The organism is Streptomyces sp. NPDC048185 (genome assembly GCF_043202495.1).
In the GTDB taxonomy this organism is placed as follows: domain Bacteria; phylum Actinomycetota; class Actinomycetes; order Streptomycetales; family Streptomycetaceae; genus Streptomyces.
In genome coordinates, this window is record NZ_JBIDAN010000001.1 from 443,156 (window position 1) to 456,686 (window position 13,531).

The 13,531-nt window shown below is 73.2% G+C and carries 9 protein-coding genes; 6 read left to right on the plus strand and 3 right to left on the minus strand.

The window, feature by feature from the left end; all coding sequences use genetic code 11:
* Positions 1 to 414: 414 nt before the first annotated feature.
* The 3 genes from aceE (at position 415) to ACGF3H_RS02055 (ending at position 4,808) form a co-directional block, all read left to right on the plus strand.
* Complete coding sequence (gene aceE / locus ACGF3H_RS02045) at positions 415 to 3,117, plus strand: pyruvate dehydrogenase (acetyl-transferring), homodimeric type (protein WP_362495491.1); 2,703 nt, start codon at positions 415 to 417, stop codon at positions 3,115 to 3,117.
* A 55-nt stretch (positions 3,118 to 3,172) separates the two neighbouring features.
* The gene (locus ACGF3H_RS02050; RefSeq protein WP_362495494.1) at positions 3,173 to 4,153 is read left to right on the plus strand and encodes a YafY family protein; all 981 of its coding nucleotides are present in this window, start codon (positions 3,173 to 3,175) and stop codon (positions 4,151 to 4,153) included.
* 133 nt (positions 4,154 to 4,286) lie between these two features.
* A complete protein-coding gene (locus ACGF3H_RS02055; RefSeq protein WP_362495769.1) occupies positions 4,287 to 4,808 on the plus strand; it encodes a DUF4240 domain-containing protein in 522 nt (173 codons plus the stop codon).
* 57 nt (positions 4,809 to 4,865) lie between these two features.
* Here the strand turns inward: ACGF3H_RS02055 and ACGF3H_RS02060 are convergent, their stop codons facing one another.
* Positions 4,866 to 5,672: a peptidoglycan recognition protein gene (locus ACGF3H_RS02060; protein ID WP_362495497.1), complete on the minus strand. Its 807-nt coding sequence runs from the start codon at positions 5,670 to 5,672 to the stop codon at positions 4,866 to 4,868.
* A 77-nt stretch (positions 5,673 to 5,749) separates the two neighbouring features.
* Positions 5,750 to 6,238 (minus strand): GNAT family N-acetyltransferase, encoded by a 489-nt coding sequence (locus ACGF3H_RS02065; protein WP_362495500.1) that lies wholly within the window; start codon positions 6,236 to 6,238, stop codon positions 5,750 to 5,752.
* Between the two features lie 65 nt (positions 6,239 to 6,303).
* Here ACGF3H_RS02065 and ACGF3H_RS02070 point away from each other — a divergent pair, with 65 nt between their 5' ends.
* From ACGF3H_RS02070 to ACGF3H_RS02080, 3 genes are all read left to right on the plus strand, one after another.
* Positions 6,304 to 7,209 (plus strand): TIGR01777 family oxidoreductase, encoded by a 906-nt coding sequence (locus tag ACGF3H_RS02070; protein WP_362495503.1) that lies wholly within the window; start codon positions 6,304 to 6,306, stop codon positions 7,207 to 7,209.
* A gap of 389 nt (positions 7,210 to 7,598) precedes the next feature.
* Positions 7,599 to 8,993 carry an NAD(P)/FAD-dependent oxidoreductase gene (locus ACGF3H_RS02075; protein WP_362495505.1) on the plus strand — a complete coding sequence of 465 codons (1,395 nt, stop codon included), beginning with the start codon at positions 7,599 to 7,601 and terminating at the stop codon, positions 8,991 to 8,993.
* Between the two features lie 817 nt (positions 8,994 to 9,810).
* Positions 9,811 to 11,937, plus strand: a complete 2,127-nt coding sequence (locus ACGF3H_RS02080; protein WP_362495508.1) for an FG-GAP-like repeat-containing protein — start codon at positions 9,811 to 9,813, stop codon at positions 11,935 to 11,937.
* An 80-nt stretch (positions 11,938 to 12,017) separates the two neighbouring features.
* Here ACGF3H_RS02080 and ACGF3H_RS02085 read toward each other — a convergent pair whose 3' ends face one another.
* Positions 12,018 to 13,481, minus strand: a complete 1,464-nt coding sequence (locus ACGF3H_RS02085) for a regulator (RefSeq protein WP_362495510.1) — start codon at positions 13,479 to 13,481, stop codon at positions 12,018 to 12,020.
* Between the last annotated feature and the right edge of the window lie 50 nt (positions 13,482 to 13,531).

The following is a 13,531-nucleotide window of genomic DNA, read 5'->3' on the forward strand; positions in this document are numbered from 1 at the left end:
GGGGCTCGTTAGCCGCCCACCCCCGTCCCGTCCAGGCCCCGGGACGGGGGCGGCGCCCCCCGCCCCACTTGTTGGCCCCAGTTCCCCGCGCCCCTGAAGGGGCGCGGGGAACTGCGCGATCGGCCACGGCTGGCCGGCAGCCGCCATACGGCCGAACCACCCGAGCTCCCCCGCGCTCACCTGCACGAACACCCACCAGCACAGTCACCCGGTGCCACCGCCTGAGGCACCCCGTGCCGACTTTCTCGGGATCGAGAGGTTTTGCCCCTCAACCCTTTGATCGATCATCGATCAGGGAGTTACAGTCACCGACGGGCTTGCACCCAAGCCTCGCGCCCTGTCCTGCCAAAGACCTAGGGCACCCCCGAACCCTTGACCTTGAGGGAACCCCCTTCGACTGAGGAAGGCGGCGACATGACCGACCCCAACGCCATCCAGCCGAGCGAGCTCGACCAGCTCCCGGACCGCGACCCCGAGGAGACCGCCGAGTGGCGGGCCTCCCTGGACGCCGTCACCAAGGCGGCCGGGCCGCACCGTGCCGCGTACCTGATGCGCCGCACACTGGAGCGCGCCGAGGGCGCCGGCCTCGCCCTGCCGAAGCTGCTCGAGACGGACTACGTCAACACCATCCCCACCTCCGCCGAGCCCACCGTGGACGGTGACGAGGCGATGGAGCAGCGGATCACCGCCTGGAACCGCTGGAACGCGGCGGCGATGGTGACCCGCGGAAGCAAGCACGGCGTCGGCGGCCACATCGCCACCTTCGCCTCCGCGGCCTGGCTGTACGAGACCGGCTTCAACCACTTCTTCAAGGGCAAGGAGGGGGACGGCTCCGGCGACCAGCTCTACATCCAGGGCCACGCCTCCCCCGGCATCTACGCCCGCGCCTTCCTCGACGGCCGGCTGAACGAGGAGCAGCTCGACAACTTCCGCCGCGAGGCCGGCGGCAACGGTCTGCCGTCCTACCCGCACCCGCGGCGCCTGCCCTGGCTGTGGGAGTTCCCCACCGTCTCCATGGGCCTCGGCCCGATCTCCGCGATCTACCAGGCGCGGTTCAACCGCTACCTGACCAGCCGCGGCATCAAGGACCTGACGAACTCCCACGTGTGGGCGTTCCTCGGCGACGGCGAGATGGACGAGCCGGAGTCCACCACCGCGCTCACCCTCGCCTCCCGTGAGGGCCTGGACAACCTGACCTTCGTCATCAACTGCAACCTGCAGCGCCTCGACGGCCCGGTCCGCGCCAACTTCAAGATCGTGCAGGAGCTGGAGGCCCAGTTCCGCGGCGCCGGCTGGAACGTCGTCAAGAGCCTGTGGGGCACCGCCTGGGACGAGCTGTTCCAGCTCGACACCACCGGCGCGCTCGTACGCCGGCTGCGCGAGGTACCGGACGCGCAGGTGCAGACGTACCAGACGCGCGACGCCGCCTACATCCGCGAGGACTTCTTCGGCAAGGACCCGGCGCTCGCCGAGATGGCGAAGCTGCTGAGCGACGACAAGATCCTCGAGTGCTTCCACTACTCGCGCGGCGGTCACGAGTCCCGCAAGGTCTACGCCGCGTACAAGGCCGCGCTCGCCCACAAGGGCGCGCCGACCGTGATCCTCGCCCAGACGGTGAAGGGCCACACCCTCGGCACCGGCTTCGCGTCCAAGAACGCCAACCACCAGATGAAGAAGCTCTCGGTGGACGAGTTCAAGGACATGCGCGACCTGCTCGGCCTGCCGATCAAGGACAGCGACTTCGTCGACGGCGTGGTCCCCTACGGCCACCCGGGCGCCGACTCCCCCGAGGTCCGCTACCTCCAAGAGCGCCGCGCCGCCCTCGGCGGTCCGGCCCCGGCCCGCCGCGTGCACCCGGTCGCGCCGCTGCCCGCGCCCGCCGACAAGGCGTTCGCCGCCTTCGACAAGGGCTCCGGCACGCAGAGCGTGGCCACCACCATGGCCTTCGTCCGCCTGGTCAAGGACCTGGTCCGCGACAAGGAGACCGGCAAGCGCTGGGTGCCGATCGTCCCCGACGAGGCGCGCACCTTCGGCATGGAGTCGCTGTTCCCGTCGCTCGGCATCTACTCGCCCAAGGGCCAGACGTACGAGCCGGTCGACCGCGACCAGCTGATGTACTACAAGGAGGCCAAGAACGGCCAGATCCTCAACGAGGGGATCACCGAGGCCGGCTCGATGGCCGACTTCATCGCCGCTTCGACGTCGTACGCGACGCACGGCGAGGCGATGATCCCGTTCTACATCTTCTACTCGATGTTCGGCTGGCAGCGCACGGCCGACCAGATGTGGCAGCTCGGCGACCAGCTCGGCCGCGGCTTCCTGGTCGGTGCCACCGCCGGCCGCACGACGCTGACCGGTGAGGGCCTCCAGCACGCGGACGGCCACTCCCCCGCGATCGCGGCGACCAACCCGGCGGCCCTGACGTACGACCCGGCGTTCGCGTACGAGATCGCCACCATCGTCAAGGACGGTCTGCGCCGGATGTACGGCGAGGCGGCCCCGGGCGAGGACCCGAACGTCTTCTACTACCTGACCGTCTACAACGAGCCCATGCCGCAGCCGGCCAAGCCGTCCGCCGCCGGCGTCGACGAGGGCATCGTCAAGGGTCTGTACCGCTTCAACACGGCGGAGTCGGCGGGTCTGACCCCGGTCGCCAACGCCCCGCGCATCCAGCTGCTGGGCTCCGGCACGGCGATCCACTGGACGCTGAAGGCGCAGAAGATGCTCGCCGAGGAGTGGGGCGTGGCCGCCGACGTGTGGTCCGCGACCTCCTGGACCGAGCTGCGCCGGGACGCGCTGGAGGCCGACGCGGCGCTGCTGCGCGGCGAGGAGCGGGTGCCGTACGTCCGCCAGGCGCTGCAGAACGCCGAGGGCCCGGTGCTGGCCGTCTCGGACTACATGCGCCAGGTCCCGGACCAGATCGCGCAGTGGGTCGAGCAGGACTGGTCCTCGCTGGGCGCCGACGGCTTCGGTCTGTCGGACACCCGTGAGGCCGCCCGCCGCCACTTCGGCATCGACGCCGAGTCCATCGTCGTCGCGGCCCTGGCCCAGCTCGCCAAGCGCGGCGAGGTCCAGGCGACGGCCGTGAAGGAGGCGCGCGAGCGCTACGGGCTGTGAGGCTCTGACCCCAGGAGGCCCCCGCTTCGGCGGGGGCCTCCTGCATGATGTGGGCATGCGCGCTGCCCGCCTCATCAAGATGGTGCTGCTGCTCCAGTCCCGCCCGGCCATGACCGCCGCCGAGCTGGCCCGGGAGCTGGAGGTGTCGGAGCGGACCGTGACGCGGGACGCTCAGGCGCTGTCGGAGGCGGGTGTGCCGGTGTACGCCGAGCGGGGCCGGGCCGGGGGTTACCGGCTGGTCGGCGGGTACCGGACACGGCTCACGGGGCTCGCGCGGGGCGAGGCCGAGGCGCTGTTCCTCTCCGGGGTGCCGGGGGCGCTGCGCGAGATGGGACTGGAGGACGCGGCGTCGGCGGCCCGGCTGAAGGTGTCGGCCGCGCTGCTGCCCTCCCTGCGGGACGCCTCCCGCACGGCTGCCCAGCGGTTCCACCTGGACGCGCCGAACTGGTTCCGGGAGCCGGAGACGCCCGAGCTGCTGCCGGTGGTCGCGGACGCGGTGTGGGACGACCGGCGGCTCGGCGCGCGCTACCGGCGCGGGGACGAGGAGGTCGTCCGTGAGCTGGAGCCGTACGGGCTGGTGCTGAAGGCGGGGGTCTGGTACCTGTGCGCGCGGGTGCCGGACGGCGGCGCGTTCCGGGTGTACCGGATCGACCGGTTCACGGCGGTGGAGCAGGGCGGGGAGCGGTTCGCGCGGGACGAGGGGTTCGATCTGCCCGCGTTCTGGGCGGAGCGGGCCGAGCAGTTCGCGCGCTCGATCCTGCGGGCCGAGGTCGTGGTGCGGCTGTCCGAGCGGGGCGTGCGGGGGCTGCCGTACGCCGTGGACGCACTGTCCGCCCGGGAGGCCCTGGCGGGGGCGGGCGCGCCGGACCCGGACGGGTGGGTGACCGTGACGGTGCCGGTGGAGTCCGAGGAGGTGGCCCACACGCAGTTGCGGGCGCTCGGGCCGGAGGTGGAGGTACTGGCGCCCCGGGAACTGCGCGAACGCTTCGCACGGGACGCCGGACGGCTCGCCGCGCTCTACCGGACCGAGTCCTGACGGGATCCGACCGGCCGCCCGACGGCCTGCCCGACGGTCCGCGCGCCCCGGCCCGCCCCGGCCCGCCCCGGAGATAACGATCCGCTCCGCTCCACGTGCGTGGCACCCCCGCAGGGCCGATGCTGGACCCGTGATGGACGAGACGGAGTTCTGGGAGCTGATCGACGCCACCCGGCGGGGCGCCGAGGGCGACCCCGAGGACCAGGCCGACCTGCTCCTGGAGCGGCTCCTCGAACTGGACCCGGACCTCGTCCTGGACTTCGCCCGCCACTTCGAGGCCCGCTACAACCGGGCCTGCACGTGGGACCTGTGGGGTGCCGCGTGGGTGCTGCTCGGCGGGGCGAGCGACGACGCCTTCGACTACTTCCGGTGCTGGCTGATCGGTCAGGGCCGCGAGGTGTACGAGGGTGCGGTGCACGAGCCCGACTCGCTCGCCGAGCTGCTGGACGACTTCGACGAGGAGCTGGACGGCGACGGCGAGGAGTTGGGCTACGCGGCCGACGAGGCCTACGAGCAGCTCACCGGCACCGTCGCCCCCGACCTCGGCATCGCGCCGGCGCCCACGGAGCCGCTGGGCGCACCGATCGACCTGGAGGACGACCGGGCCGTCGCCGAGCGGCTGCCGAGGCTGTGGGAGCGTTTCGGAGGGGATTGAGGCTCTCCCCGCCGCCCGGGGCGGTGACGGCCCTCCCGCCCGCCCTTACGGCCGGGGTCAGCCGGTCCTGCCCTGGAGGCGGGCGGCGAGGTCCCTGATGTGCGGGAGACGGGCGGTGAGGGCCTCGCCCGGGCAGCTGGTCTGGTAGCCCGCGCCGTGCCCCGCGACGGCGGGCAGGGTGGCGGTGCTGCCGGCGGCGAACCGGCTGAGGCCGTTGCTGGAGACCAGGCGGACCGTTCCGCGCGGGTCGGTGTCGGTCGGGCCCAGTTTCCAGGCGGCCAGCGCGGCGATCGCGTCGGTCAGCGCGTCCGGCACGGGGACGCCGGCGGTGAAGGTGCCGAGGGCGGCGATGCCGGTGGTGCCGTGGTTGAAGCCCTGGGTGTGGGCGCCGGTGACGGGTCGGTCGATGCCGCCGGCGCGGCCCTCGTAGATGGTGCCGCAGCGGTCGACGACGAAGTTGTAGCCGATGTCGTCCCAGTCCCGGGCGCCGGTCTGGCCCGTGTAGACCCCGCGCAGGATGCCCGGCACGTCGGCGCAGTCGTAGCCGTTCGGTGTGTCGGTGTGGTGGACGAAGACGGCGTGGATCTCGTCGTCGTAGCGCGGGGCCGGCTGGGCCCGGGCGGCGTCGCCGAGCCAGACCGAGCGGGGCACGATGGGCGGCCGTGGGGCGGTGTGCGGGTGGGCGGCGCCGGCGGGGGCCGACCGGGCGTTCCGCTCGACGGCCCGTTCCACACCGCTCGCGCACAGCAGCAGCGCCGCGACGGCGGCGAGGCCGGGCAGACAGCCGAGCAGCACCCGGGCGGGGGCCGGTATGCGGTCCGGACGCCGATCCCGTGGGCCGCGCGGACCTCGGAAGACACGCATGGTCCCACTGTCCGGCGGATCCGCTCCGTCCGCGACGTGGGCCGTGCCGGCCGGTGGAACCGTCCGGCGCCGTGGCTCTACAGCAGCGACTGCCCCATCAGCACGTCGTCGACGTACGCGCCGTCGAGGTGGAACTCCTCCGGCTGGACGCCCTCGACGGTGAAGCCCTCGGACTCGTAGAGCTTGCGGGCCGCGGTGTTGTGCCCGAGGACGCGCAGGGTGATGCGGCGGGCGCCGAGGCGGCGGGCCTCCTCGACGGCTCCGCGGACGAGGGCCCGGCCGACGCCGTGACCGCGGGCCGCGTCGGCGACGGCGAGGCCCCGGATCTGGCGTACGTGGGTGTTGGAGGCCAGTTCCGTCGGGAAGCCGAGCCGGACGTAGCCGACGAGGGTGCCGTCGAGCTCGGCGACGAGGTGGTCGGAGGGGCCCGACCGCTCCCGGAAGAAGGGGTCGTCCGGCCCCGGCGGGGGCGAGACGGCGTGCTGGTACGACCAGGTCGCGCGGTCGAGCAGGCGCAGCGGCTGCTCGTCCTCGGACCGGGCGGGGCGTATGCGGGCGACGGGCATGACGATCACTGTACGGCGCGCGGCCGGGGCCGTGGTTTCCCGGCCTTTGCGGGCAGGATGGACGCATGGACGACTCGGAACGTTCCCGTATCGCGGTGGCCGGCGCGTCCGGTCTCATCGGCAGCGCCCTGGTGCGGTCCCTGACCGCGGACGGGCACGCAGTGGTGCGCCTGGTGCGCCGTGCGCCGGCGGGTGCGGACGAGGTCCGGTGGGACCCCGCCGCGGGGCGCGTGGACGCGGCCGGTCTGGAGGGCTGCGACGCCGTGGTCAACCTGGCCGGGGCAGGGGTCGGCGACCGCCGTTGGAGCGAGGCCTACAAGGCGCGGATCCGCGACAGCCGGGTGAACGGCACCAGGGCGCTCGCCGAGGCCGTCGCCTCGCTGGAGCGGCCGGTACGGGTCTTCGTGAACGGCAGCGCGATCGGCTTCTACGGGGAGACCGGCGGGCGGCCCGTCGACGAGAGCGCGCCCGCGGGCGAGGGCTTCCTGCCGGGGGTGTGCGTGGAGTGGGAGGGTGCGGCGGCGCCCGCCCGTGGGGCGGGTGTGCGGACGGTGTTCGTCCGGACCGGCCTGGTGGTCGCCCGGCAGGGCGGCGCCTGGGCACGGCTGTTCCCGCTCTTCCGGGCGGGGCTCGGCGGACGGCTGGGCGACGGCTCGCAGTACTGGTCGTTCGTGGCGCTGCACGACGAGGTGGCCGCGATCCGGCACCTCCTGGACCGGGACGACCTGTCGGGGCCCTTCAACCTCACCGCCCCGCACCCGGTGACGAACCGGGAGATCACCGCGGCGATGGGGCGGGTGCTGCACCGGCCGACGCCGTTCGCCGTGCCCGCGCCGGTGCTGCGGACCGTGCTCGGCGAGATGTCCGGCGACGTCCTGGGCAGCGCCCGCGTGCTGCCGGCCCGCCTCCTGGAGTCGGGCTTCCGCTTCGCGTTCCCGGAGATCGACGGGGCGATCCGGGCGGCGCTGTGAGCCGGAGGCCACGACAGGGGCGAGCCCCCTTGTGACCGTCTGCCGGCCGTATCGCAGCCGAATGCGACCGGCGTGCGACCGTGCCCTGCCTCCGTGCGACTCCCCCTGACCGTTCCCGGCCTTAATCTCGGAACGAACTCGGGTATCCCTCAAGCCGGTTGGGGGCATGACGTCTCCAGCGACCGCGCAACCTCCAGGGGGTGCGGTGTGGACCGGCTCGCAGGACATCGGCCGTTCCCCGCCGGCACCGCCGGGCGGTTCCCGGCGCGGGACGCGAGGCGGAGGAGGAAGCCGACGCGGCGCGTCGGCGAGTGAGGACAACGCCGCAGGTGGGCGTGTCAGACCCGCGTCTGCGGCATGACCCGAACGACACCCCCTAGGAGGGGCACGTGCTTGAGCCCGCGTACCAGGCGGACGTCGTCGTCGTGGGGGCCGGGATCGCCGGACTCGCCGCGGCGCATCGGCTGACCAGCGCAGGAGTGACGACCACGGTCCTGGAGGCCGCCCACGGGGTGGGTGGCCGGATGGCGACGGAGAAGGTCGACGGATTCCGGCTCGACAGGATCGGGCAGCCGCTCTCCACGGCGTATCCCGAACTGCGCCTCACCCCCGGCCTCGACGGCCTGGCGCTGCTGCCGTTCGCGCCCGGGGTGCTGCTGCACAGCGAGGGCCGCCACCACCGTGCGGGCGCCCCGGCCGGCACCCGGGGCGCAAGGGGCGCACTCCATACGGTGCGCGCCCTGGCGAGCGCCCCCAGAGGGGGTTCCGCGCCCCGGCGCACGGTTCCCGCGTCCAGGGTGCCGGGACGCCCCGTAGCCGCCGTTCGGCCCCGGACGGGTGCCCCGCTGGGCACCGCCGTCGACCAGGCCCGGCTCGGCGCCGCGCTGACCCGCCTCGCGAGCACCCCGGTCGAACGGCTGCTGGCCCGCCCGGAGCTGCCCGCCGCCCAGGCGCTGGCGGCCCGCGGACTGCCGGCCCGCACGATCGACGGCTTCCTGCGTCCGCTGCTCGCCGCCCTGCTGTACGACCCGGACCTCACCACCTCCAGCCGGTGCGCCGACCTCGCGCTGCGCGCCTTCGCCGGCGGCCGGCCGGTGCTGCCGGAGGGCGGCGCGGAGACCGTGCCGGAACTGCTGGCGCGGACGCTGCCGCCGGGCACCGTGCACACCGGTGTCAAGGTCACCTCGGTCGCCACCAACGCGGTGACCACCGCCGAGCACGGCGTCATCCGCTGCCGGGCCGTCCTGGTGGCGACCGACGCCCGCGCCGCCGCCGAGCTGCTGCCGGGACTGCGGGTGCCGGACTTCCATCCGGTGACGGTGGTGCACCACACGACCGACGAGCCCCTGTCGACGGGCGCGTCCCTGCTGCTCGACGCGGACCGCGGCGGGCCGGTCGCCCACACGGCGGTGATCAGCCACGTGGACCCGTCGCGCGCGCCGGCCGGCCGCGCCCTGGTCTCGTCGACGGTCCTCGGTCCCTTCCCGTCCGGCGTCGACGCCGCCGTGCGCATCCACCTGGCCCGTCTGTACGGCACGTCGACCGGCCGCTGGGAGACCCTGGCCGTGCACCACACGGCCGAGGCGGTGCCCGCCATGCGCCCGCCGCACGACCCGCACCGGCCGGTACGGCTGCTGGCCGGCCTGTACGTGTGCGGCGACCACCGCGACACCAGCACCGTCCAGGGCGCGCTGCACTCGGCCCACCGGGCGTCGGCGGCGATCCTCACCGACCTGGGCGCGGGCCGGCCGATGCACGCGGCCGAGACGGTACGGGCAGCCTGATGCGGGTGGAGGGCGCGCCCCGGTGGGACGACGCCCTCCCCCTCACCGCCGCGCAGCGGCCCGTACCGCACGTCCATATCGGTCGAGGACGAGCGAGAAAAGACTCGCCGAAGACTGGCTGATTGTGCTCGACCGTCAGAGAACCAAGACTTCGACCGAGGCTTCGCCCGCTTCTGAATTCCCATTCGGGTGCAGCATTCCTCAGAATGCATGTCACCCAGAGGTGACTTGAGCACTCGCCCCCGCGAACGGCCTGCCGCGCTGCCGTAACGGTATTGCCGGCCAGGCGTCCTCGCGGCACTGACGGATCGTCACATACGGGGATACAGATGCCATGTGCACACTTGCACCGCTCATAGAAAGAGCCCGTTATGCCCTTTTGCATCACCTCGTCGATGTAGCGGACATCGATGCGCCTCGAATGTTCGTTTGATACGCTCTCGCTCGATTACTGGGGGGGCATTGATGGCGATGGACAACCATCGACCTGAAGAGGGGGGACTTTCACCGTCGTGAATCCAACTTCATGGTGCATTGAATCGACCAGCAGATCACTGTGCCTTCAGGGCGCCTCCTCACCTCGCAGCCACTGGCGCTTTCGCCGCTGAGACATCCATGACGGCGAACGCCATTCGTGCATCATTGGAGGAATTACCTTGATCTCCCGACCCCGAAGGGCGCCGCTCGCGGTATTCAAGGCCGTGGGTGCGGAACCCACCGGCGGCTCTCGGTCGGTTCTCGTCGACATCCGTGTGGCGGACTGATGCGGTTCACGACCATGTTCGGTGCCGCCACGGATAGGAACGAGAGACGCCCCATGTCCACGCCCCGCTCACTCGCCGCCTTGACCGGGGGCCTGATGGCGACCGCCGTGGCCGCCGGCTGTCTCACCGCCGGCACCGCCCAGGCCGCCACCGGCCCGGCCAGTACGGCCAACGCGTACAACTTCACCGCACGCCTGACGATAGGTGACGACCAGCGCGCCTGTACCGGCGTGCTGGTCGCCTCCCAGTGGGTGGCCACCGCCGCCAGTTGCTTCGCCGACGACCTCGGCGGCGGGCCGGTCGCGGCGGGCAAGCCGAAGTGGAAGACGACAGCCCTGTTCCCGGTCGATCCGGTCCCCGGACACCCGGGCCTCAGCAGGCCCCTGGAGGTCGTCGAGCTGGTTCCCCGCACCGACCGCGACATGGTTCTGGCCCGCCTCGAGTCTCCCATCGGCGCCCCGACCGTCCCGTTCGCCACCACCGCGCCCACCGCGGGCGAGGAGCTGACGGCCGTCGGGTTCGGCAGGACCAAGGACGAGTGGGTGCCCGCCGGCCGGCACACGGCGACCTTCACGGTCCAGTCCGTCTCCGGCACCACCCTCGCGCTCGACGGCAGGACCGACGACGACGCCATCTGCGCCGGTGACGCCGGCGGGCCTCTGCTGCGGCAGAAGGACGGCACGTTCGAACTGGTCGCGCTCGCCAGCCAGTCCTGGCAGGGCGGCTGCTGGGGCTCCGACCCGGCCGAGACGCGCAACGACGCCGTGTCCCCCCGCCTCGACAACATCGTCGGCGGGAACGCCCTGACGCCCGGCACCGTCCTGCACGCCGAGGACAGCCTCACCGCCAACGCCTCGCGCCTCACCCTGCAGGCCGACGGCAACCTGGTCGTCGTCTCCAACGCCGGGAAGACCCTGTGGTCCACCGGCACCGCGGGCCACCCCGGCGCGACCGCCCGTTTCGACACCAACGGCAACCTCGCCGTCCTCGACGCCGACGGCACGACCGTCCTCTGGGAGTCGAAGACCAGCGCGGCCGGCGGCAGGGCCGTCCTCCAGGACCGCGGCGACTTCGTCATCCGCGACGCCCAGGGCGCCTCCCAGTGGGCCGCCGGCACCGAGGTCCGTCACGACTACGACGGCGACGGCCGCAGCGACCTGGCCGAGTGGTACGACTACGGCGACGGCAGCGACGAGATCCACACCTTCGCCGCCAAGGCCGACGGCGGTTTCGCCGCCCCGACGCACGCCTGGAACACGCCGGCCGGAAACTACTGGGCCGAGAACATGAAGCGCTTCACCGGTGACTTCAACGGAGACGGGCGCGGAGACGTGGCCGCCTTCTACGGCTACTCCAGCGGCGAGGTGGCCCTGATCACCTGGCTCGGTACGAGCAGTGGCTACACCGCCGAGCCGGTCCACTCCTGGAAGGCCACCTCGGGCTGGACGTTCGACCGCATGACGGTCAACTCCGGGGACTTCAACGGTGACGGCCGCGACGACGTCGCCGTCTGGTACGACTACGCCGACGGCGGCGACAAGCTCCACACCTTCCTCGCCAAGGCGGACGGCGGCTTCAGCAGCCCCTTCTCCTCGTTCTCGCGTACCGAGGGCTGGACCGCCTCGAACATGAAGTTCAGCACCGGCGACTACAACGGCGACGGACGCGACGACCTCGCCGCCCTCTACGGCTACGCCTCCGGTGAGACGAGGATCATCACCTTCCCCGCCACGCCCGACGGCGGCTTCGTCAACACGCCCGTCAACGGCTGGAGCACCACCGGCTGGACCTTCGCCGCCACCAGTCTCCACTCCGGTGACTTCGACGGCGACGGACGCGACGACCTGGCCGCCTGGTACGACTACGCCGACGGCCACGACACCGTGATCGGCTTCACCGCCGACGCCACGGGCAAGTTCGGCAATCGCACCGACCTCTGGACCACCCCGGCCGGCAACTACGAACGCAGCCACATGAAGATCGTCACCGGCGACTACAACGGCGACGGACGCGACGATCTGGCCACCTTCTACGGCTACTCGGACGGCCGGGTGAGGACCATCACCTGGACGGCGAAGGCCGACGGCACCCTCAACTCCCCGCTGCACAGCTGGGAGGCCGCCAGCGGCTGGACCTTCAGCCGCATGAACGCGATCGAGCGCTACAACAGCCCTGCCTGAGTCGAACACGACCGGGAGCCGACGGGCCCCGCCGGTCCCCGCCGTCACGGCCGGGACCGGCGGGGCCCGTCCGCTTCGCCCTACCCCAACGCCGCCACCTTGTCCCGGTAGCCCCGTACGGGTGCCGCGTCCCGGTACGGCTCCAGGCGCCGTTCGAAGTCGCGCACGTACTCCGCCGCCCGCACCGACCGCATCTCGGCCGCCTGCCCGGCCGCCTCGGCGGCCAGCTGGCAGGCCTGGTCGAGCTCGCCCAGGCCGAGGCGGGCGGTGGCGAGGACGATCCGGCAGAACAGCCGGCTGCGGGCGTACGCGGGGGCGCGCAGTTGCAGGGAGCGTTCCGCGTGCTGGGCGGCGGCGCGGAACTGCTGGAGGTCGCGGTGGCAGTGCCCGAACTCGTCCGCGAGCTGCGCCTCGTCGAAGAAGCGCGCCCAGTGCGGCACCTCGTCCCCGGGCCGGGCGGTCTCCAGGGCGCGCTCGGCCCGCGCGAGGGCCGCGGTGCACGCCCGCACCTCGCCGAGGATGCCGTGCGCCCGTGCCTCGGCGGCGTGCAGCAGCGTCTGCACGACCGGCGGCGCGGAGGTGCCGACGCCCTGCTGGGCGACGCGCGCGAGCTGCACGGCCTCGCGGCCGTGGCCGAGGTAGACGGCCTGGCGGCTCATGGTGACCAGCACGTACGAGCCGTACGCCCGGTCCCCGGCCGCCTGCGCGAGCCGCAGCGCCTGCACGAAATAGCGCTGGGCGAGCCCGTGCGCGGCGATGTCGTACGACGTCCAGCCCGCGAGCCGGGTGAGGTCGGCGGCGGCGGCGAACAGCCGGCGGCCGGTCTGCTCGCCGTAGGTGCCGCGCAGCATCGGCTCCAGCTCGTGCTCCAGGTAGCGCACGAGGGCCTGGCGGGCGTGGCCGCCGCCGTACCGGTCGTCCAGGCTGCGGAACAGCTCGCCCACCGAGCGCAGGGCGGCGAGGTCGCCGCCGGTGACCTTCTGGCCGGGCCCGCGGTCGGCCGGGACCCGCCGGCGCGAGGGGGCGAGCGGCACGGGGCCGCCGGGGAACGCCGGACGGCCCTGTGCGGGGATGCGGACGGGCACCTCGACGCGGGCGACCCTCTCGTCGGCGCGGCCGATCAGCCAGTCCCGGCTGGGCACGACGAGGCCGGCCGGGGTGAAGGCGATCTTGCGCAGCTCGGCGTGGCTGCCGGAGTCCTTGCGCCACAGCCCGCCGACGATGTCGACGGCCTCCTCCGGGGTGGCGGCGAACTCGAGGCCCGCGTAGACGGGGGCGCAGGCGTCCAGGCCGAGGTCCTGGGCGCTGAGGCGGCGGCCGAGGCGGCGGGTGAAGACCTCGGCGATCAGGGCGGGGGTGGTGCCGCGCGGCTGCTGGCCGCGCAGCCACCGGGTGACGGACGTCTTGTCGTATCTCAGGTCCAGGCCGTGTTCGAGTCCGAGCTGGTCGACGCGACGCGCGAGACCCGCATGGGAGAACCCCGCTTCGGCGATGAGCGCGGCGAGCTGGCGGTTGGGGGTGCGCTGCGCGGGTCGTTCCGTCATGGTGCGGTGCGGTCTCCTGCCTTCCGGGCCCTTCGATGTGCCCGGAGCGC